This is a genomic window from Streptomyces sp. NPDC005195 (assembly GCF_040608315.1).
Classification (GTDB): domain Bacteria; phylum Actinomycetota; class Actinomycetes; order Streptomycetales; family Streptomycetaceae; genus Streptomyces; species Streptomyces kaempferi.
On record NZ_JBEXHZ010000013.1, the window covers coordinates 104464 to 125714 of the forward strand.

Here is a 21251-nt window from a genome sequence, read left to right on the forward strand (position 1 = left end):
AGCCCTGGGACGTGTTACGAACGCCCCGCCTCGCCTGCCTCGGGGCGGACGTCGCCTGTCGCGGCTCTAGTCGCGTGCCTTCGCGCCGCGCGCCTTCAACAGGTCGGCCATCAACTTGATTTCGGACTGCTGCGCGTCGACCATGCCCTGCGCGAGCCTCTTCTCCACGCCGACCGTGCACTTCTGGACGCAGCCCTCGGCCATGTGGATGCCGCCCTTGTGATGGTCGGTCATCAGCTGCAGGTAGAGGATCTCGGCCTGCTTGCCCTTCAGCGTGTTCAGCTTCTTCAGCTCGGTGTTGGTCGCCATGCCCGGCATCAGCGCGCCGTCCTTGCCGGACGCCATGTCGCCCATGCCCATCCACGTCACGGGCGGGTCCGCGGACACCTTCGGCAGCTCCCACAGGTCGAGCCAGCCGAGCAGCATGCCGCGCTGGTTGGCCTGCGTCTGCGCGATGTCGTAGGCGAGCCGCCGTACCTCCTCGTCGCCCGTGCGGTCGCGCACGAGGTAGGACATCTCGACGGCCTGCTGGTGGTGGACCGCCATGTCCCGCGCGAAGCCCGCGTCCGCGGAGTCCGCGGCGGGCGCCCCGTTCCCCGGGTCGTCGCTCTCGGCGACCGCGTACGTGATGGCCCCGGCGGCGACCAGTGCCGCCGCCGTGGCGCCCGCGATCCAGCCCGCCTGCCTCGTCCGGCTCACTGCGACAGACCGTTGGTGCAGGCGGCGCCCGGCTCGGGCGTCTGCTTGCCCTGCACGAACGCGGAGAAGAACGTGTCGACGGCCGGGTCGCTCGCGCTCGTCACCGTGCGCTGCTTGCCCCAGGCGCTGAGCATGATCGGGTCCTTCTGGTCCTCGACGGGGCTCATCAGGGTGTACGGGGTCTTCTTGACCTTCGCCGAGAGCGCCTTCACGTCGGCGTCCGAGGCCTTGCCGTTGTACGTCACCCAGACCGCGCCGTGCTCCAGCGAGTGCACGGCGTTCATGTTGTTGACCTGCTTGGCGTAGACGTCGCCGTTGCAGTTCATCCACACCTGGTTGTGGTCACCGCCGACCGGGGGCTCCATCGGGTACTTCACGGTCTTGGTGACGTGATTGCGGGAGAGCTTCCCCGACCACGTCCGCACGCCGTCCTTGCCCGCGACGAAGTGCCCGGAGCCGCCGCCCTTGGAGTCGCTCGCCGAGGTGTCGCTCTTGTCGGACTGCGACCTGACCAGGACGACACCGCCGACCACGAGACCGACGACGACGACCGTGGCGGCCGTGATCGTGAGGATCCGGTTGCGACGCTCCCGGGAACGTTCGGTCTTGCGCATCTCTTCTATGCGCGCCTTGCGCTGCGCGGAGGTGGTGTTCTTGGCGGAACCCATGGCGAGTCCTTATGGGGATGGGGCGGTCGGGTCCGCTGATCGTAATGGGGAGGGGGCGCCCCACAGGCGGTCAGGGCGCAGAATGTCCGAAGGTGCGCGCTCCGCGACAAGGGCGCCCGCGGTTCCGTACGCCCCGCGCGGATAATTTGAACCTTGGATGCACATTATTTACGCTGGGCGCCATGAGGCTGCTCCGCTCCACCGACCTGGCCCTGCGGGTGCTGATGCGACTCGCCGTCGCGGGCGACTCGACGCCCACGACCCGCGAGGTCGCGGCGGACATGGACGTCCCCTACACGCATGCCGCGAAGGTCGTCGCCGAGCTCCAGCATCTCGGGCTGCTCGCGGCCCGCCGGGGCCGGGGCGGCGGCCTCACGCTCACCGAGGCGGGCCGTACGGCCTCGGTCGGCGCCCTCGTCCGGACCTTCGAGGGGGACGGCGACGTCGTCGACTGCGAGGGCGCCGCGCCCTGTCCGCTGCACTCCGCGTGCCGGCTGCGCGGGGCGCTGCGGCGGGCCCAGGAGGCCTTCTTCGCCTCGCTGGACCCGCTGACGGTGGCAGACATGGTCGCGGCCCCGACCGGCCCGCTGCTGCTGGGAATCTCCAGCCGGCCCTGAGGGTCGCTCTCCTGGCCGGTGCTGGCCGGTCCTTCCGGAACGGGACCGGCGGTCCCGTTCCGCGCTCCGTTCAGTCCTGGGCGAGCCAGAGGTCGGGCCCGAACACCTCGTAATGGATGTCGGCGGCGGCCACGCCCTTGCCGAGGAGCTGGGCGCGTACCGCCCGCATGAAGGGCAGCGGGCCGCACAGGTACGCCTGGGTGCCCGAGGCCACCGGCACCGAGGAGAGGTCCGCGCGGCCGGGCAGGCCGGCTCCTGCCTCCTCGGAGTCCCGCTCGTACCAGAAGTGGACCGACGCGTCGGCGAGCTTCGCCGCGTACGCCTCGTGGTCGGCGCGCAGCGCGTGGTCGGCGGGGGAGCGGTCGGCGTGCACGACCGTGACGGGGGCGCGGTGTCCGGAGAGCGCGAGCTGTTCCAGCATGGCGATCATCGGGGTGACGCCGATGCCGGCGGAGGCCAGCAGCACGGGGGCGTCCGTGTCGTCGAGCACCAGATCGCCGTACGGGGCGGAGACCTCCAGGGTGTCGCCGACTCCCACGCGGGTGTGCAGGTGGTTCGAGACCTCGCCGTCGGGGCTTCCGGCGTCGCGCACCCTCTTGACGCCGATCCGGCGGTCCGGCGAGCCCGGGGCGGCGGCGAGGCTGTACTGGCGGATCTGGCGGGCGCCGTCCGGCAGCGTCACGCGGACCGAGACGTACTGGCCCGCCCGGAACTCCGGCAGCGGCCCGCCGTCGGCCGGGCGCATCCGGAAGGTGGCGACGTCCGCGGTCTCCTCGTCGCGGCCCACGACCTCCCACGTCCGCCAGCCGGAGGAACCGTCCGCGTGCTGGGCGTACAGCCGCTTCTCCAGGGCGATCAGGGCGTTCGCCATCAGCCAGTAGACCTCGTCCCAGGCGGCCGCGACCTCGGGGGTGACCGCGTCGCCGAGGACCTCGGCGATGGCCGCGAAGAGGTGTTCGTGCACGAGCGCGTACTGCTCGGGAGCGATCCCCAGTGAGGCGTGCTTGTGCGCGATGCGGCTCAGCATGACGTCGGGGCGCTCGTCCGGCCGCTCGACGAGGTGGCCGGCGAAGGCGGCGATGGATCCCGCCAGTGCCCGGCGCTGGATGCCCGAGGCCTGGTTGCCACGGTTGAAGAGGTCGCGCAGCAGCTCCGGGCGGGCGGCGAACAGCCCGTCGTAGAAGCGGTCGGCGATCTCGCCGATGGCCGCGCCGACCGCGGGGAGGGTGGCGCGCACGGTGACGGTGGACTGCTCGGACAGCATCGGGACTCCTCAAGGTCATGACGGAAGCGGAGGGCCGCGGTCGCGGCTCCCTGGTCCGTAAGGCACGGTAGTTAAACTTGCATCTGAGATGCAAATTAAAGTGCGGAGGGAGTGTGGAGACCGGGCATTACAAGGAGGCGGTTGAGCAGGCAGTATGGGCAACGGAGCGGGACACCTTCCGTAGGCGAGGCGTTCACGCCGTGGTCGGCGGGCCGATCATGGTCGGCAACGCGCACGAAATGGTGTTGTGGTGGGATGCTCAGGTGCCCCGACCGTCTTCGAGGCGTGGGAGCAGGCGGCCTGACCAGCAAGGATGGGTGGAAGCGGAAGATGGACAAGCAGCAGGAGTTCGTGCTCCGGACACTGGAGGAGCGGGACATCCGGTTCGTACGGCTGTGGTTCACGGACGTGCTGGGCTTCCTCAAGTCGGTGGCCGTCGCCCCGGCCGAACTCGAGCAGGCCTTCGACGAGGGCATCGGCTTCGACGGCTCGGCGATCGAGGGCTTCGCACGCGTCTACGAGTCCGACATGATCGCCAAACCCGACCCGTCGACGTTCCAGGTGCTGCCGTGGCGCGCGGAGGCCCCCGGCACGGCGCGCATGTTCTGCGACATCCTGATGCCGGACGGCTCCCCGTCCTTCGCCGACCCGCGCTACGTCCTCAAGCGCGCCCTCGCGAAGACCTCCGACCTGGGCTTCACCTTCTACACCCACCCGGAGATCGAGTTCTTCCTGCTGAAGGACCGCCCGCTGGACGGCTCCCGCCCCACCCCCGCCGACAACTCGGGCTACTTCGACCACACCCCCCAGAACGTCGGCATGGACTTCCGCCGCCAGGCGATCACCATGCTGGAGTCGATGGGCATCTCCGTCGAGTTCTCCCACCACGAGGGCGCGCCCGGCCAGCAGGAGATCGACCTCCGCTACGCCGACGCCCTCTCCACGGCGGACAACATCATGACGTTCCGCCTGGTCATGAAGCAGGTGGCGCTGGAGCAGGGCGTGCACGCGACCTTCATGCCCAAGCCCTTCTCCGAGCACCCCGGCTCCGGCATGCACACCCACCTCTCGCTCTTCGAGGGCGACCGCAACGCCTTCTACGAGTCCGGCTCGGAGTACCAGCTCTCCAAGGTCGGCCGCTCCTTCATCGCGGGCCTGCTCAAGCACGCCGCGGAGATCTCGGCGGTCACCAACCAGTGGGTCAACTCCTACAAGCGCATCTGGGGCGGCTCGGAGCGCACCGCGGGCGCCGGCGGCGAGGCCCCCTCGTACATCTGCTGGGGCCACAACAACCGCTCCGCGCTCGTCCGCGTCCCGATGTACAAGCCCGGCAAGACCGGTTCCGCGCGGGTCGAGGTCCGCTCCATCGACTCGGGCGCGAACCCGTACCTGGCGTACGCGCTGCTCCTGGCCGCGGGTCTGAAGGGCATCGAGGAGGGCTACGAACTCCCGCCGGGCGCCGACGACGACGTCTGGGCCCTCACCGACGCCGAGCGCCGCGCGATGGGCATCGAGCCCCTGCCCCAGAACCTCGGCGAGGCCCTCGCCCTCATGCAGCGCAGCGAACTGGTCGCCGAGACCCTCGGCGAACACGTCTTCGACTTCTTCCTCCGCAACAAGAAGGCGGAGTGGGAGGAGTACCGCTCCGAGGTCACGGCGTTCGAGCTGCGGAAGAGCTTGCCGGTGCTGTAGGCGCTGGTCAGGGCAGGTTTCTGCTGTCTTTTCCGAGAGGGCCCACGGTCGACGACCGTGGGCCCTCTCGGCTGTGCGGCTACGACTGGGCCGTCTGTGGGCCGTCAAGCGCGCTGAACCGCGGTGTTGGAACACGGAATCCACCGCCTTTGTCATACGACGACCCGCCTGAGCCTCTCGACCCGTCGACGACGTCCGGCTGATCTTCTGGGCTTGATTCGGGCCGAAGTCTTGCTCTACGTTCGCATGCCAGATCCCACCAGCGGCTCTTGCCCGCGACGGCGCCGTCGCGGGCCTCCACGGATCAGCGGGCGGTCTCGTCGTCCTCGCGTAGAGCAGCACGTCGCGCCGGGGCGAGCCGCCCGCACACTCGCCCGCCTCGCACCGCCCCGCTGGATCAGCGTCAAGTCGTCAACTCAGCGGGTGAACCGCTGGTTGCGTGCGCCCGCCAGGGCGCGGTCGGGTCAGGATCAGAAGGTGCGGTGCGGTGGATGGCCTGGCGTCCTGGGCCGTCTCTGGGCCGTGCGAGGTTGCTCAACAGTGGCCAACGACGACCAATGACACCTACGCAGGCGCAGCGAGGCACCGCTCGGATCAGCGAATACGCAGGTCGCCAACTTCCTGGGCAGGACCCAGGGCAAGAAGAAGGCTTCAGGGACGGGGATCCCAGAGCGATCGGTTTGAGCGGCAGGAGATAGGTTGCCGAAAAGCTGTTGATCCGAGGAGGCCCGCCAGTGCCGCAGAGCTTTGCAGGTCCGCCGTTCGATCTGGATGACCTGATACCCGAGCTCGCGGTTCTCGGCCGGCGAACCACGTTGCTGTTGCCGAAGAGCGGGTCTCCCAGTGTCCGGGAGAGCTCTCTTGGCGGCCCCATGCTCTGGCCAGTTGTCGAGCCCTGGCCCTCCTGCGGACAACCGGGACACTGGGCGTGGCCCAACGAGAAGAGCCCGGCCGGGACGGTCCCCATGGTGCCGGTGATGCAGCTCTTCGCCCGCGACGTACCCGAGCTTCAGTTCCCGGAAGGCATGGACGTACTCCAGCTGGTCTGGTGTCCGTTGATCCACCCTCAAGACCAGGCGTGCGCTGCACTGCCGAAGCTCTTCTGGCGCAGCGAGACGGACGTTCTCGCCACCGGCGTGCTCCGGGAGATCCCCGTCCCGCAGGAGGGTGAGTACGAAGAAGAGTTCATGCCCAGTCCGTGCACGGTGTCCCCCACCCCAGTGGTGGAGTACCCGAACCGGGACCTGCCGCAGGAGCTTCAACAAACTCTGCAACCCCGTATTGACGAGCTCGTAGAGCGCTTCGGCATGGAATACACACTGCTGGCGTGTGCGCTGCAGAACAAGGTCGGGGGGTATCCGGCCTGGAACCAATCGCCCGACTGGCCCGCCTGCCACCGCGGCCACGACATGGAACACCTGCTCAGCGTCACCCCAGAGGAAGACCTCGACATGGTCATGGGTGACCTCGGAGGCATCTATATCTTCCTCTGCCGCCAGTGTCCCGAACTCCCCTACGCGCACCGCTACGACTGCTAGAGCGCAGCCTCGGAGGCAACGAGAGGCGTGCCAGACACGTGCCAGATACTGCGGTGAGCCACGGAGAATCGCGGGAAGGAAGCCCGCGGCCAACCAGCCGTGCATCAGAACCCGACAAGAGGGCGGAGCGGGAGGAGTACCGCTCCGAGGTCACGGCGTTCGAGCTGCGGAAGAGCTTGCCGGTGCTGTAGGCGCTGGTCAGTGGCAGGTCAGGGGCAGGTCAGCGGCAGTTCAGGGACGTTTTTCGTGATGCGGTACGCGGGGCCCTTGCTCGTTGACCGGGGCCCCGCGGCTGTTCTCGCGGCCCCTGGGACGCCGTCGGCGGTGCGGTCAGCCCAGGTAGAAGTCCTTGCGGGCGGCGACGAACTCCTCGATCGACCGGGCGGGGGCGCCCGTGACGCGCTCGACGCCGTCGGTCGTGCGGTCGTAGCGGCCGTCCCGGTGCAACTGGGCCATGGTGGCGACGTGCTGTTCGAGGTGCGGCGGCATCCCCAGCTTCGGGAGCTGGGCCTTCCACCGGTCCAGCGGCAGGTCCACGTACGACACCGGACGGCCCAGCGCCCGGGAGAACTCCGCGGCCAGCTCCGTCATGTCGACCGAGCGCGGCCCGGTCAGCTCGTGGACCCGCCCGATGTGCGGGGCCGGGTCGCGGAGCACGGTGGCGACGACCCGGGCGACGTCGTCCACCGCGACCGGCGAGGTGCGTCCGGTGCCGAACGGCAGCGCGATGGTGCCGTTCGCCTGGATCGACCGCGCGGCCATCATGGTGAACAGCGGAGTGTCCAGGAAGACCGTCGGCCGGATGTGCACCACGGGCAGGCCGGACCAGTCCAGTACCTGCTCCGCCAGCCAGTGCAGCCGCTGCTGGTGCGACTCCTCGGTGCTGGTGGCGGTCATCTGCGACACCGTCATCTGCGACAGGTCGACCAGGGCGTCCAGCCCGCCGTACTCCCTCGCGACGGAGGCCACGACGGTAGCCGCCAGCAGGTGGTCCGGCGAGACGCGCATCGCGAAGTACATCCGCGTCACGCCCCGCAGCGCGGCAGCCACGGTCTCGGGCCGGGTCAGGTCACCGATGACGACCTCCGCGCCGAGCGCCCGCAGTTCGGCGGCGCGCTCGTCCTCGCGGCGGACCAGGAAACGCACCGGCACATCCTGGGCGCGCAGGTGCTCGAAGACCGTGCGGCCCACGCCGCCGGCACCGGGTATGAGAACAAGGTTGTCAGTAGCCATCGGTCGATCTCCTTGGAAGTGTGGGAACAGCCGCGTTGGGTTGAAATGCCTTGATGAGGTGCTGCGTTGATGAGGTGATGAGGTGGATGAGTCGAGTGAATCGACGAGGTGACGGGGACGGTTCGTGACCGCGGTCGGGCTCAGCCGGTCTGGCGCCGGGCTCAGGGGGTCTGGCGCCGGGTACTGCCGCCGGCGGCCACGGCGGCGTCCTTGCCCGGGAGGAAGACCAGTACGACGACCGCGCCGACCAGGGCGACGGCTGCCGATCCCATCGCGGTGATGTGCATGGCGTGGAGGAAGGCGTCGTGCGCGGGCCGCACCAACGACCTGCCGGCCGGGCCCAGCTTCTCGGCGACGCTCAGGGTCGCCTGGACGGATTCACCCGCGGTGTGCCGGTCGGAGGCGGGCAGTGCGCCCAGATGGCCGTCGATGCCGTTGCGGTAGGTGGTGGACAGCAGCGACCCCAGGACGGCGACCCCCATGGCCCCGCCGACCTGCCGGAAGGTGTTGTTGACCGCGGATCCGGAGCCGGCCTTCTCCCGTGGCAGCGACGACATGATCATGACGGTGGCGGGCGGCATCACATGGGCCATTCCCGTGCCCATCAGGAAGAACAGCACCTCCAGTACCCAGATGGGGGTGTCCTGGCCGAGCAGCAGGAAGCCGGCGAAGGCCACGGCGGTGACGACGAGCCCGGTGGCGCATACGGCTCGGGCGCCGAAGCGGTTGACGACCAGCCGCGCCCTCGGGGCGAAGAACATCTGGGAGACCGCCAGCGGCACCACGAGCAGACCGGACTGCAGGACGCTGTAGCCGCGCACGCTCTGGTTGTAGAAGACGCTGAAGAACGTGACGCCCATGAGGGCGAAGAAGACCAGGCCGATGGCGGCGACGGACGCGGAGAACCGCCGGTTGCGGAAGTAGCGGACGTCGAGGGCCGGATGGTCGCTGCGGGCCTCGTACACCACGAAGCCGGCGAGGACCGCCAGGCCGCCGAGTATCGTCGCCCAGGCCTCGGGCCGGGTGAAGTCGCCCAGCTGGCCGCCCTTGATGATGCCGTAGACCAGCAGCGCCAGGCCGGCGATGGACAGCAGTACGCCGACCGGGTCGAGCCTGCCGGGCCGGGGATCCCTGGAGTCGGGGACGATCGCCGCCATCGCCACCATCGCGGCGACCACGATCGGCACATTGACCAGGAAGACCGAGCCCCACCAGAAGTGCTCCAGCAGGACGCCGCCGGCGATGGGGCCGGCGGCGATGGCGAAACCGACCACACCGGTCCAGATGCCGATGGCCTTGGGCTGCTCCTTGGGCTCGAAGACGTTCATGATGATCGCGAGGGTGGCGGGCAGGATGAAGGCGCCGCCGAAGCCCATCACGGCGCGGAAGGTGATGAGCTGGCCGGACGAGTCCGACAGCGCGGACAGCACCGATCCCACGCCGAACACCAGCATGCCGAAGAGCAGCACCTTCTTGCGGCCGAGCCGGTCGCCGAGCAGGCCCGCGGTGAAGAGCAGTCCGGCGAAGACCAGCGTGTAGGAGTTGACCGCCCACTCCAACTGGCCCTGGGTGGAGCCGAGTCCGGTGGGAGCGGGCTGGGCGATGGTCTTCATCGCCACGTTGAGGATCGAGTTGTCGAGCATCACCACCAGGAGGCTGAACGAGAGCACGGTGAGGATGGCCCAGCGCCGGCGGTGCACCACCTCGGAGACGCCTTGTCGCGGGGCGGGCGGCACGGGCGGCGTGGACGTCGCGGGCGTGGAGGACTCGGTGGGGGTGGGGGGTGATGCCACAGGGGGTCTCCAGTGTTGGTCGGTGGCTCTGCGATCGCGGGGCCCGGGTCGTCGGCCCTCGGACGGTGGGAGGCGGCGCGTGGTCGTGCTGACCTGCCGGTCGATCCCATCGACGTAAATAGATGTCGCTAGCAATCTAAACTGGGAGTAGGATAGATGGCAAGCCACATCTACTGAGGAGAGTGATTCCGTGGGCCGTGTGTCCCGGGCGCAGGCAGAGGAGAACCGGGAGCGCGTCGTAGCCACCGCCTCCCGGATGTTCCGTGAGAAAGGCACCGCGGTCAGCATCGCCGACCTGATGAAGGCCGCCGGGCTCACCCACGGCGGCTTCCACAAGCAGTTCGCCTCCAAGGAGGACCTGATCGGCGAGGCCATCACGCACGCCTTCGAGGAGCAGGCGGGACACTCGGCGGCGACGGAGGAGGGGAAGGCCGAGGAGCGCGCCGTCGAGCAGGAGCGCGAGCACGCCGGGGAGCATGCGGCAGCCCGCCGGACGATGATCGAGGACTACCTCTCGGTCTGGCACCGCGATCACCCCGGGGACGGCTGCCCCGTCTCCGGGTTCGCCACCGACCTGGGGCGCGAGCCCGGCCAGGCGGCCGACGTCCGCCACATCTACAGGAACGGGGTACGCAACCGCGCCGCTCGGGTGGCCACCGGCGACGACGACGGCATGGCCCAGCTCTGCACCATGGTCGGAGCCCTCGTACTCGCCCGCGCCACCAGGGACGACCCGATCTCCGAAGAACTGCTGCGGGCCGCGCGCACGGCCCTCCTCGGGAGCGACACCGGGCAGTCCGAGCCGCGGCAGCGCACGGACTGACCCGGCTCGGGCGGATCGGCCGAGGCGCTGCGTCCGGTCCGTCCCGTCCTGCCCGCGGAACTGACCGCCGGCCGGCGTCTGGAGGTGAGCGACGGGCGTGAAGCGGGTGCCGGCGCATGCGCCGCCGTCGAGAATGCCGTGACGACTGCCGGTTCGACGGTGACCTCTGGCCGTGCGACGACCTGCTCGATCATGCCCTCCCCTACCGGGAACACCCCGACTTTCCCGAGCGCCACAGGCCGAACCGCGGTCCATGACCGAGGGTCCGGTGGCGCCTCACTCGGCGGACGGTCCGTCGCCGGTCCGCCGGCGGTGGTTCCGTGGGGTTCAGCCCGTCGGCCGGTTCACGTACGCGGGGGACACCGCCGCGGTGCTGATGCGCCGCGGCTTTCCCGTGCCGTCGGACGGGACGGTGTACAGGTCGGCTCCGTAGTCGCCGGGGAGGGCGTAGACGAGGGTGCGGTCGTCGCGCCAGACGGCCTGGTCGTCGACGCTGCGGGGCTCGGCGAGAGGGGTTTCGCGCAGGGTGCGGAGGTTCAGGACGTACAGATGCCAGGGGGCGTCCTTCGGGAGGCCCTCCACCCGCTTCTTGTAGGCGACGCGGGTGCCGTCGGGGGAGAGCGACGGGCACTCGACGTTCGGGTGGACGGTGGTCAGGGTGCGGGCGCGCAGATCGCCCCGGACCAGGTACGTACTGCCGTGGGTGGCGAGCGTCGCGTAGAACGTGCGGTCGTCGGCGGCGAAGGTGACACCCCAGAAGTTGGCGTCCGCCGCGTGGTACGTCCTGCCGTCCTTCACGACACGGAACGCCTCCAGGGACGGGGTCAGCCGTCCCGTGCGGGTGTCGACGACCGCCGCGCGGGTCGAGAAGTTCGTGCCCGCGTACGAGTCACCGCCCACGAACGCCGTCCAGGCGGCGTAGCGGCCGCTGGGGGAGACGCGGGCGCGGGACGGGATGCCGGGGACGTCGTAGCGGGCCGTCACCCGGAGCCGGGAGTCGAGGATGACAGCCCGGTAGGTGTCCTGGACCGGGCCGTGCTGCGACTGCAGACAGACCCCCGTGCCCCCGGCCGCGTAGAAACGCAGGCACTTCACCTTCGAGGCCGTCCTCGGGCCCGCCGGGTCCGACGCCGGGACCGACGTCACTTCGTCACGGTGCGGGCCCCACGCCATGTTCCGGAAGATCATGCGGCCCCGCGTGCTGAGCGCCACCTGCCCCGCGGCGATCCTCGGGCCACCCGGTACGGCATGGTCGCGGCGGTCGGCGCGGGCCGAGGCGTGCAGGACGGACGCCGTGCCGACGCCCGCCAGCACGACGAGGGCCGAGACCAGCACCAGGAGACGGGTACGGAGGGTCATGCGGGGCCTTCCGAAGGGGTGGGCCGCAGGGCGAGCGCGACCAGGACCCCGAGCGCGAGCAGCACGGCCGACACGGTGAGGGCCGTACGGTCGCCCCAGGCCGTCCAGGCGGCGCCGAAGCCGAGCGAGCAGACGAAGCGGGCCAGCGCCTGCCCGGTCTGGACGAGGGCCAGTCCGGACGAGCGCAGTTCCTCCGGCACGCTCTGGGAGGCCGCGGCCATCAGCACGCCGTCGGTGGCCGCGTAGAAACCGCCGTGCAGGAGCAGGACCACGTACGGCAGCGCCGTGCCGTGCCAGGCCGAGAGCAGCAGGGCGTACACGAGCAGCAGGGCCCCGTGGCCGGCCAGGAACAGCCGCCGGCTGCCGATCCGGTCGGCGAGGCGGCCCAGCGGGACGGCCAGCAGGAGGAACGCGGCGGCCGTGCCGAGGGGGAGCAGCGCGAACCAGCGGTCCGGTACGCCCAGACGCCGCTGGAGGAGCAGGAAGACGAAGGCGTCGCTGACCGTCGCGAGGCCCAGCAGGAGGGCGCACAGGGTGACGCGGCGTACGGCGGGAGTGGCCAGCAGGGACAGGGCCGCGCGAAGGGTGGGGGGCGCGGTCGTGCCCGCGGGGTTCTCGCCGGCCGGCGGCGGCTCGGACTCCGTCGCCTCACGCGTGGACCGTGCCCCGGCCTTCGCGCGGGTGTCTCCCGGCACGAACAGCACCAGCACCAGTACTCCCACCACCGCCACGCAGAAGCTCACGGTGAACACCGCGTCGTAGCCGTCCACCGTCGCCCGCAGGATCAGGAAGGCGGCCAGCGGGCCCAGCAGCGCGCCCGCCGTGTCCATGGCCCGGTGCACGCCGAAGGCGCGGCCGCGCGTCGCGGGAGTGCTCGACAGGGAGATCAGCGCGTCGCGCGGGGCGGTGCGCAGGCCCTTGCCGGTGCGGTCGGCGGCCAGGACGAGGCCGATCGGGGTCAGCGAGTGCGCCAGCAGGAGCAGCGGTTTACAGGCCGCCGAGAGCCCGTAGCCGAAGCCCGCCACCCACTTGTGGCGGCCGCCGCCGCGGTCGGCGAGATGACCCCCGACCAGTCGGACGAGCGCCGAGAAGCCGTTGTAGACGCCGTCCAGCAGGCCGAAGCCCAGCGGGGAGAGGCCGAGGCCCGCCACCAGGTACAGGGGGAGTACCGCCGTGACCATCTCGGACGAGACATCGGTGATCAGACTGACTGTGCCGAGCGCCAGCACCGTGGGCGCGACCGCGGCGCGGCGCCGCCCGGCACGGGGCCGGGCGGCGCCTTCCGCGGACGCCGCACGCGCACCGGCGCGGCTGTCCGCCACGTACATCTCAGGACGTCCAGATGCCGGTGATGTCCTTGCCGGAGGCGGCGTTGCCGGCGTGCGGCAGGCCGTGCATGTCCTCCAGGGTGCGCAGCAGGTCGTAGTGGTTGTAGGTGGTGGTGGAGGAGGATCCGGCCGTCACCTGCTGGCCGTAGAGAACCGTGGGGATCTTGTTGCCGCTGAGCCGGTTGTCCTCGTCGAAGGTGACGACGAGCAGGCTGTTGTGGGTCTTGGCCCAGGTGGCGTAGGCGCCCAGGTTGTTCTTCAGCCAGGTGTCCCCGGAGGACACCGAGCAGTCGTGCATGTCGCTGCACAGGTTCGGGACGACGAAGGAGACCTGCGGCAGCGTCGTGTAGTCGGTCGGGAACTGCGTGAAGGTCTTCGCGCTCGACGTCGGCACGTTGCCGAAGCCGAACCAGGGGTTGTGCTTCTGCGCGTACTTGCCGCTGCTGCACGTCGTGGAGCCCTGGCTGGGCAGCGTCTCGTTGTAGCTCGCCCAGGTCCTGCCGGCGGCGATCAGCTCGGAGGCGAGGTTCGGCGCGGAGGAGAAGCCGGGCCTGACGCAGCTGTCGTCCGTGACGCCCTGGGTGGACCCGGAGAACAGGGCGTAGTAGTTGGGTTGGCTCGGGTGCGTCTCGGCGTAGGACTGGGAGAGGTTGGCGCCCCCGGTCTTGAGCGAGTTGATGTACGGGGCGCTGGAGGAGCCGATCACCTGGCTGTACGCGTGGTTCTCGAAGACCACGACGACCACGTGGTCCGGGGTCGGGACCCCGGCCGCGGCATGGGCGGTGGTGGACCCGCCGAGCCCGGTCCACAGTCCCACCGCGGCCGCGGTGAAGGCGAGGGCGGACGCCACGACGGCACGGCGGCGGCGGTACACGTTTCTGCCGGACACTTCAGACCTCCGGTGGGGGAGAGGTGACGGTGACGATGACAGTGCGAACAGAGCATGTACACGCCAGCATTCGACCGCCTCACCGCACCCGGCCCGGGGGATGAAGACCTGGTGAACTGCCCGCCTCGCCGTCCCTTCGGCGCCCCCGTTCCGCCGGCCCCGCCCGGGAGGAGTCACCGCACGCCCCGGCGCTTCCGCACGCCTCTCCGGTTAGGCTCGGGCTCGTACGACCTTGATCGGACCGGCTGCGCGACGCTGACCGGACCGGTGGTGCGACTTCGATCCGAGGGAGGCCGAGGATGACGGCGCCGGGGCGCAGAAGCAGTACCTTCACACGGCTGCTGCGGCACGGCTTCACCGATCCCTCGGCGGCCGAGCGGCTCCTGGAGAGCGGCCAGCTCGCGCCCATAAAGGCCGATCCGGTCCTCCTCGAAGCACTCGGGACGACCGCCGACCCGGATCTCGCACTGCTCGGGCTGGTCCGGCTGGTCGAAGCGCAGGGCGGGCACACGGCCGAGCGTGAACTCCTCGACACACTGGTCGCCGCCAAACCGCTGCGCGACCGGCTGCTGGGCGTGCTCGGCGCCTCCGCCGCCCTCGCCGACCACCTCGCCCGCCACCCGGGCGACTGGCGGGAGCTCGTCACCTACGAGCCGCAGGACCTGCATCCCGGAGTGGCGGAGTTCGAGCGCGGCCTCGCGGAGGCGGCCGACCCGGTCTCGCTGCGCGTCGCCTACCGGCGCTGTCTGCTGTCCATCGCCGCACGCGACGTCTGCGGCACCACAGACCTCGCCCAGACCGCCGCCGAACTCGCCGACCTCGCGACCGCCACCCTGCGCGCCGCGCTCGCCATCGCCCGCGGCGCCGCGCCGGGCGACGCCGCGCTGTGCCGGCTCGCCGTCGTCGCGATGGGCAAGTGCGGCGGACATGAGCTCAACTACGTGTCCGACGTCGACGTGATCTTCGTGGGGGAGGCGGCCGACGGGGCCGACGAGAGCAAGGCGATCCAGGCCGCCACCCGCCTCGCCGCCCACATGATGCGGATCTGCTCCGAGACGACCGTCGAGGGCAGCATCTGGCCCGTCGACGCCAACCTGCGGCCCGAGGGACGCAACGGCCCCCTGGTCCGTACGCTCAGCAGCCATCTCGCCTACTACCAGCGATGGGCCAAGACCTGGGAGTTCCAGGCGCTGCTCAAGGCGCGGCCGGTCGCCGGGGACATCGAGCTCGGCGCGGAGTACGTGGCCACGCTCGCGCCGCTCGTCTGGCACGCCGCCGAGCGCGAGAACTTCGTCGCCGACGTGCAGAGGATGCGGCGCCGGGTGGTCGAGAACATCCCCGTCGCCGAGGTCGACCGGGAGCTGAAACTCGGGCCGGGAGGACTACGGGACGTCGAATTCGCCGTGCAGCTCCTGCAGTTGGTGCACGGCCGGGCCGACTCCTCGCTGCGCAGCGGCACCACGCTCGACGCCTTGAAGGCACTCGCCGCGGGCGGATACGTGGGGCGCGCCGACGCCGTCCAGCTCGACGACTCCTACCGGTTCCTGAGGCTGATGGAGCACCGCATCCAGTTGTACCGGCTGCGGCGGACCCATCTGGTGCCCGAGGACAGCGCCGATCTGCGGCGCATCGGACGGTCGTTGGGACTGCGTGTCGATCCGGTCGGTGAGCTGAAGCGCGAGTGGAAGCGGCACCGGGCCGTGGTCCGGCGCCTGCACGAGAAGCTCTTCTACCGGCCGCTGCTCGACGCCGTCGCCCAACTCGCCACCGGCGAGGCCCGGCTGAGCGCGGACGCGGCCCGGGAGCGGCTCGTCGCGCTCGGATACGCCGACCCGGGCGCCGCGCTGCGGCACCTGGAGGCGCTGGCCTCCGGCGTCTCACGCAAGGCGGCCATCCAACGGACCCTGCTGCCCGTCCTGTTGGGATGGTTCGCGGACTCCGCCGAACCCGACGCGGGCCTGCTGAACTTCCGCAAGGTGTCGGACGCGCTGGGCAAGACCCCTTGGTACCTCCGCCTGTTGAGGGACGAAGGCGCGGCGGCCGAGAACCTCGCACGCGTGCTGTCCGCGGGGCGGCTCGCCCCCGACCTGCTGATGCGTGCCCCGGAGGCGGTCGCACTGCTCGGCGACGGCGACGGCGGGGGGCTGGAGCCGCGCGCCCGCGCACATCTGGAACAAGAGGTGCTCGCGGCGGTCGGGCGGGCCGCCGGTGGTGAACAGGCGGTCACCGCCGCGCGCGGGGTGCGGCGGCGGGAGCTCTTCCGCACCGCCGCGGCCGACATCGTCGCGTCCTACGGCACCGAGGAGACGCCCGTCGTCGCCGACCAGGGCGCCCTCGTGGACCAGGTCGGCGGAGCGGTCTCCGACCTGACCGCGGCGACGCTCGCGGGGACACTGCGGGCCGTGGTGCGGGACGGATGGGGGGACACCCTGCCCACCCGGTTCGCGGTGATCGCGATGGGACGGTTCGGGGGGCACGAGCTCGGCTACGGGTCCGACGCGGACGTCCTGTTCGTACATGAGCCCCGGGAGGGCGTGGACGAGCACGAGGCGTCCCGGGCCGCCAACGCCGTGGTGTCCGAGATGCGGCGGCTGCTCCAGGTGTCCAGTGCGGATCCGCCGCTGCTGATCGACGCCGATCTGCGGCCCGAGGGGAAGTCCGGGCCGCTCGTGCGGTCGCTGAAGTCGTACGAGGCGTACTACCGACGGTGGTCGCTGGTGTGGGAGTCGCAGGCGCTGCTGCGGGCCGAGTTCGTGGCCGGGGACGAGGACCTGGGGCGGCGGTTCATCGAGCTCGTCGATCCGCTGCGGTATCCGGCGGAGGGGCTGGGCGAGGACGCCGTACGGGAGATACGGCGGCTGAAGGCCCGGATGGAGTCGGAGCGGATGCCTCGCGGGGCGGATCCGACGCTGCACACCAAGCTGGGGCGGGGTGGGCTGTCCGACGTGGAGTGGACGGTGCAGTTGTTCCAGCTGCGGCACGGGTGGGACGAACCCGGGCTGCGGACCACGCGGACGCGGGAGGCGCTGGCGGCCGCGTGTGCGGCGGGGCTGGTGTCGGGGGAGGACGCGGCGATCCTCGACGAGGCGTGGGTGCTGGCTACGCGGGTGCGCAACGCGGTGATGCTGGTGCGGGGGCGGGCCGGGGACACGTTTCCGTCCGACGGGCGCGAGCTGGCTGCCGTGGGGCGGTACCTGGGGTACGGGCCCGGTCACGTGGGCGACATGCTCGACGACTATCGGCGGACCACTCGGCGGGCTCGGGCCGTGGTGGACGAGTTGTTCTACGGGGCGTGACGGTGGTGCGGGTGCGGGTTCGTGGCCGCAGGGGTGGGTGTGGTGGGGCGGGGCCGTGCCGGTACGTCGAGCCCGTCGCCGCTGGATCAGGCGTGGGCCGGTTGGGGAGCGGCTGCTCGATCCGGCCGTGAGCGACGGGCTTGCGACGTACCGGCACGGCCCCTCCCGTGCGTCGTCGGGTGCGGCAGGGCCTTCCGGGCGGGTTCCGGGGGATGAGGGCGAATCGTGCCGCCGATCGAGCGGCCACCGGATCTGGGGGCAGGGTCCCGGTCGGGGAGCTCAGGCCTTCAGGGGGAGCAAGGGGGCGCCGCGCGTCCCGGGGACCCAGCGGGGCAGCTCGTACGGCAGGGCGCCGTACCAGAGGCGGGTCACCGTGTAGCCGAAGGCCAGGCAGAGCAGGCCGCCCACCGCGTCGAGCCAGAAGTGGTTGGCGGTGGAGACGATCACCAGCAGGGTGGCCGCCGGGTAGAGGAGGCCCAGGATGCGGGCCCACGGTGCCGAGGCCAGGGCGAAGATCGTCAGGCCGCACCAGAGCGACCAGCCGATGTGCATCGACGGCATCGCGGCGTACTGGTTCGACATGTGCTTGAGGTCGCCGGAGGCCATCGAACCCCAGGTGTGGTGGACGACGACCGTGTCCACGAAGTGGCCGCCGTTCATCAGGCGGGGCGGGGCGAGCGGGAAGAAGTAGTAGCCGACCAGGGCCACCGCCGTCGTGGCGAACAGGGCCAGCCGCGCCGCCGCGTAGCGGCCCGGATGACTGTGATAGAGCCAGACCAGGACGGCCAGCGTCACCACGAAGTGCAGCGTCGCGTAGTAGTAGTTCATCCCGATGATCAGCCATGTCGCCGAGTTGACGGCATGGTTGACCGACTGCTCGACCGCGATCCCGAGGTCGTGCTCCATGCGCCAGATCCAGTCCGCGTTGCGCAGAGCCTTGCCCCGCTGTTCGGGCACGGCGTTGCGGATCAGCGAGTACGTCCAGTAACTCGCCGCGATGAGCAGGATCTCGAACCAGAAGCGGGGGCGACGCGGAGTCCGCAGACGGCGCAGGAAGCCCCTACCCGCACGGTCCTGTGCGACGGGGCGTGGAGCGGCCCGGTCCTGGCCTTCCAGTGTCGTCACGGTCGTCTCACCCATAGGCACAAAGTCTGCCAGAAAAGAGTTCCGCGACCGATCATCCCCTGGTCGGGTCCTGGCCGCACGTTCTACACCGGGCGGACCGCTACGAGTGGCGTGGGCAATCGTCCCTAGGGACGATTCCGGTCCCCAGGGGCCGAAGCGGTCGAACCGCGCACCACCAGTTCCGGCATGAACACGAACTCACTGTGCGGTGCGGGAGTCCCCCCGATCTCCTCCAGCAGCGTCCGCACCGCCGCCTGCCCCATGGCCGGCACCGGCTTGCGGATCGTCGTCAGCGGCGGGTCGGTGAAGGCGATCAGCGGCGAGTCGTCGAAGCCCACGACGGATATGTCCTTCGGTACGTCCAGACCGCGCCCGCGCGCCGCCCGTATCGCCCCGAGGGCCATCATGTCGCTGGCGCAGACGACCGCCGTACAGTCCCGTTCGATGAGCGCGGCGGCCGCGGCCTGCCCGCCCTCCAGGGTGTACAGCGAGTGCTGGACCAGTCGCTCCTCGACGTCGGCGGGAGCGAGCCCCAGCTGTTCCTGCATCGTGCGCACGAAGCCCTCGATCTTGCGCTGCACGGGCACGAACCGCTTCGGCCCCAGGGCGAGTCCGATGTTGGTGTGCCCCAGTGAGACGAGGTGGGTGACCGCCAGTTCCATCGCCGCGCGGTCGTCGGGCGAGATGAACGGCGCCTGCACCTTCGGCGAGAACCCGTCGACCAGGACGAAGGGGACCCCCTGGGCGCGCAGCTGCTCGTAGCGCTGCATGTCCGCCGAGGTGTCCGCGTGCAGTCCGGAGACGAAGATGATGCCGGCGACTCCCCGGTCCACCAGCATCTCCGTCAGCTCGTCCTCGGTCGAGCCGCCCGGCGTCTGGGTCGCGAGGACCGGGGTGTACCCCTGGCGGGTCAGCGCCTGCCCGATGACCTGCGCCAGCGCGGGGAATATCGGGTTCTCCAGCTCGGGGGTGATCAGGCCCACCAGGCCCTCGCTGCGCTGCCGCAGCCGGACCGGGCGCTCGTAGCCGAGCACGTCGAGCGCGGCCAGGACGGACTGGCGGGTGGTCGCGGCGACACCGGGCTTCCCGTTCAGGACGCGGCTGACAGTCGCCTCACTGACCCCCGCCTGGGCTGCGATGTCGGCAAGCCGTGTGGTCACGGGATGGGACTGTACCTGCCGGTTCTCGCCCTGCCCACCAACCAGACGCCGTGTGCGGGCGGTTGATCGGCCCGCTCCGGGCTGCTGCGTCATCGCGCTCCCTCGTGTTCTGGTCGGCTCGGCGTCCCGGGTGTGCGCCGCGGGAAGGGGTGGCTCCTGCAAGCGCTGACGGCCCGATGATCCCCCGTACCGCGTGGGTATGGCAAGAGCTTGCAGAGTCTTGCACAGGGGGTCCGATGCCCGCTGATCGGCCTCGGACAAGGGTTTCCGTACCCTCGCCACCGGGTCACGGGCGAGTAACTCTCGGCAGTCCTTGCACTTTTTTGCTGCAAGGTCTTTCGCGCCGCTTACAACGCTGTTACGTTCACGTCGCCCGGCGGACGCAACGGCGCAGTCGGCAAGTCGGCAAGGGGAGCGGGCGGGACTGCTTCCCCACCCACTCGGGCTTTCACCCTCAAGGAGATCTCATGCGGCGTGGCATAGCGGCCACCGCGCTGGTGGCGTCCCTCGCCCTCGCGGCGACGGCCTGCGGCGGCAGTGACAGCGGCAGCGACAAGTCGGACGGCCCCACCACCATCACCTGGTGGGACACCTCCAACGCCACCAATGAGGCGCCGACGTACAAGGCACTGGCCCAGCAGTTCGAGAAGGCCAACCCGGACATCAAGGTCAAGTACGTCAACGTCCCCTTCGACCAGGCGCAGAACAAGTTCGACACGGCCGCCGGCTCCAAGGGCGCCCCGGACATCCTGCGCTCGGAGGTCGGCTGGACCCCGGCGTTCGCGAAGAAGGGCTTCTTCCTGCCGCTGGACGGCACCGAAGCCCTCGCGGAGCAGGCCAAGTTCCAGCCCAGCCTGATCGAGCAGGCCAAGTTCGACGGCAAGACGTACGGTGTCCCGCTGGTGACCGACACCCTCGCGCTCGTCTACAACAAGGCGCTGTACAAGAAGGCCGGCATCACCGAGGCCCCCAAGACCTGGGACGACCTGAAGAAGGCCGCCGCCACGATCAAGCAGAAGACGGGCGTCGACGGCTACTGGGGCTCGACGCAGGCGTACTACGCGCAGTCGTTCCTCTACGGCGAGGGCACCGACACCGTCGACGCCTCCGCGAAGAAGATCACCGTGAACTCGGTCGCCGCGCAGAAGGCGTACGGGACCTGGCAGGGCCTGTTCTCCGGCAAGGGACTGCACAAGGCCGACACCACCGCCGACGCCTACGCCCACATCCAGGACGCGTTCGTCAACGGCAAGGTCGCCTCGATCGTCCAGGGGCCCTGGGAGATCACCAACTTCTACAAGGGCTCGGCCTTCACGGACAAGACCAACCTCGGTATCGCCACCGTCCCGGCCGGTTCCACCGGCAAGGCGGGCGCCCCGACCGGCGGCCACAACCTCTCGGTCTACGCCGGGTCCGACAAGGCCCACCAGACGGCGTCGCTGAAGTTCGTGAAGTTCATGACCTCGGCCGCCTCGCAGGCCACGATCGCGCTCAAGAACTCCACGCTGCCGACCCGTGACGACGCCTACACCAGCGCCGTCAAGGCCGACCCGGGCATCGCCGGGTACCAGACGGTGCTCGCCGCCGCCCAGCCGCGGCCGGCGCTGCCCGAGTACAGCTCGCTGTGGGGCCCGCTCGACACCGAGCTGCCGAAGATCGCGGGTGGCAAGGAGCCCCTGGACAAGGGCCTGAGCAACGTCGAACTGGCGATCGCCAAGCTGGTCCCGGACTTCAGCAAGTGAGTCCGTGTGGCCGTCGGATCCCCTC

General features: G+C 70.5%; 16 protein-coding genes. 6 read left to right on the forward strand and 10 right to left on the reverse strand.

What is annotated here, in order from left to right; all coding sequences use genetic code 11:
• Nucleotides 1-66: 66 nt before the first annotated feature.
• Complete coding sequence (locus ABZV34_RS17005) at nucleotides 67-699, reverse strand: DUF305 domain-containing protein (RefSeq protein ID WP_356276437.1); 633 nt, start codon at nucleotides 697-699, stop codon at nucleotides 67-69.
• The gene (locus tag ABZV34_RS17010; protein WP_356276440.1) at nucleotides 696-1367 is read right to left on the reverse strand and encodes a DUF3105 domain-containing protein; all 672 of its coding nucleotides are present in this window, start codon (nucleotides 1365-1367) and stop codon (nucleotides 696-698) included. Before ABZV34_RS17010 ends, ABZV34_RS17005 begins: the two co-directional genes overlap by 4 nt.
• 182 nt (nucleotides 1368-1549) lie before the next feature.
• Between ABZV34_RS17010 and ABZV34_RS17015 the strand changes: the two genes are divergently transcribed.
• Entirely contained in the window at nucleotides 1550-1984 is a 435-nt protein-coding gene (locus tag ABZV34_RS17015; RefSeq protein ID WP_356276443.1) for an Rrf2 family transcriptional regulator, read from the forward strand.
• A gap of 70 nt (nucleotides 1985-2054) precedes the next feature.
• On the opposite strand, the gene ABZV34_RS17020 is transcribed toward ABZV34_RS17015, so the two are convergent.
• Nucleotides 2055-3248 carry a globin domain-containing protein gene (locus ABZV34_RS17020; RefSeq protein ID WP_356276446.1) on the reverse strand — a complete coding sequence of 398 codons (1194 nt, stop codon included), beginning with the start codon at nucleotides 3246-3248 and terminating at the stop codon, nucleotides 2055-2057.
• Nucleotides 3249-3578: 330 nt separating this feature from the next.
• Here ABZV34_RS17020 and glnA point away from each other — a divergent pair, with 330 nt between their 5' ends.
• A complete protein-coding gene (gene glnA, locus ABZV34_RS17025) occupies nucleotides 3579-4940 on the forward strand; it encodes a type I glutamate--ammonia ligase (protein WP_356276449.1) in 1362 nt (453 codons plus the stop codon).
• Nucleotides 4941-5674: 734 nt separating this feature from the next.
• On the forward strand, nucleotides 5675-6478 hold the full coding sequence (locus ABZV34_RS17030) for a DUF1963 domain-containing protein (protein WP_356276452.1): 804 nt from the start codon (nucleotides 5675-5677) through the stop codon (nucleotides 6476-6478).
• 330 nt (nucleotides 6479-6808) lie between these two features.
• Here ABZV34_RS17030 and ABZV34_RS17035 read toward each other — a convergent pair whose 3' ends face one another.
• Together ABZV34_RS17035 and ABZV34_RS17040 are read right to left on the reverse strand one after the other, a co-directional pair.
• Nucleotides 6809-7711 (reverse strand): NmrA family NAD(P)-binding protein, encoded by a 903-nt coding sequence (locus ABZV34_RS17035; RefSeq protein ID WP_356276455.1) that lies wholly within the window; start codon nucleotides 7709-7711, stop codon nucleotides 6809-6811.
• 161 nt (nucleotides 7712-7872) lie between these two features.
• Nucleotides 7873-9447: an MFS transporter gene (locus tag ABZV34_RS17040; protein WP_356276615.1), complete on the reverse strand. Its 1575-nt coding sequence runs from the start codon at nucleotides 9445-9447 to the stop codon at nucleotides 7873-7875.
• A gap of 247 nt (nucleotides 9448-9694) precedes the next feature.
• Between ABZV34_RS17040 and ABZV34_RS17045 the strand changes: the two genes are divergently transcribed.
• Nucleotides 9695-10327: a TetR family transcriptional regulator gene (locus tag ABZV34_RS17045; RefSeq protein WP_356276458.1), complete on the forward strand. Its 633-nt coding sequence runs from the start codon at nucleotides 9695-9697 to the stop codon at nucleotides 10325-10327.
• A gap of 327 nt (nucleotides 10328-10654) precedes the next feature.
• On the opposite strand, the gene ABZV34_RS17050 is transcribed toward ABZV34_RS17045, so the two are convergent.
• From ABZV34_RS17050 to ABZV34_RS17060, 3 genes are read right to left on the reverse strand one after another with little or no spacing between them, the layout of a single operon-like run.
• A complete protein-coding gene (locus ABZV34_RS17050; protein ID WP_356276461.1) occupies nucleotides 10655-11686 on the reverse strand; it encodes a TolB-like translocation protein in 1032 nt (343 codons plus the stop codon).
• Nucleotides 11683-13014 carry an MFS transporter gene (locus tag ABZV34_RS17055; RefSeq protein ID WP_356276464.1) on the reverse strand — a complete coding sequence of 444 codons (1332 nt, stop codon included), beginning with the start codon at nucleotides 13012-13014 and terminating at the stop codon, nucleotides 11683-11685. The genes ABZV34_RS17050 and ABZV34_RS17055 overlap by 4 nt, the downstream gene beginning before the upstream one ends.
• Nucleotide 13015: 1 nt before the next feature.
• Nucleotides 13016-13903: an alkaline phosphatase family protein gene (locus ABZV34_RS17060; protein ID WP_356276467.1), complete on the reverse strand. Its 888-nt coding sequence runs from the start codon at nucleotides 13901-13903 to the stop codon at nucleotides 13016-13018.
• Nucleotides 13904-14202: 299 nt separating this feature from the next.
• Here ABZV34_RS17060 and ABZV34_RS17065 point away from each other — a divergent pair, with 299 nt between their 5' ends.
• Nucleotides 14203-17199 carry a bifunctional [glutamine synthetase] adenylyltransferase/[glutamine synthetase]-adenylyl-L-tyrosine phosphorylase gene (locus ABZV34_RS17065; protein ID WP_356276470.1) on the forward strand — a complete coding sequence of 999 codons (2997 nt, stop codon included), beginning with the start codon at nucleotides 14203-14205 and terminating at the stop codon, nucleotides 17197-17199.
• A gap of 279 nt (nucleotides 17200-17478) precedes the next feature.
• On the opposite strand, the gene ABZV34_RS17070 is transcribed toward ABZV34_RS17065, so the two are convergent.
• Nucleotides 17479-18339: a phosphatase PAP2 family protein gene (locus tag ABZV34_RS17070; RefSeq protein WP_356276473.1), complete on the reverse strand. Its 861-nt coding sequence runs from the start codon at nucleotides 18337-18339 to the stop codon at nucleotides 17479-17481.
• A gap of 110 nt (nucleotides 18340-18449) precedes the next feature.
• Nucleotides 18450-19484, reverse strand: a complete 1035-nt coding sequence (locus ABZV34_RS17075) for a LacI family DNA-binding transcriptional regulator (RefSeq protein ID WP_356276476.1) — start codon at nucleotides 19482-19484, stop codon at nucleotides 18450-18452.
• 467 nt (nucleotides 19485-19951) lie between these two features.
• On the opposite strand from ABZV34_RS17075, the gene ABZV34_RS17080 reads away from it, so the two are divergent.
• Complete coding sequence (locus tag ABZV34_RS17080; protein WP_356276479.1) at nucleotides 19952-21226, forward strand: extracellular solute-binding protein; 1275 nt, start codon at nucleotides 19952-19954, stop codon at nucleotides 21224-21226.
• Nucleotides 21227-21251: the final 25 nt, after the last annotated feature.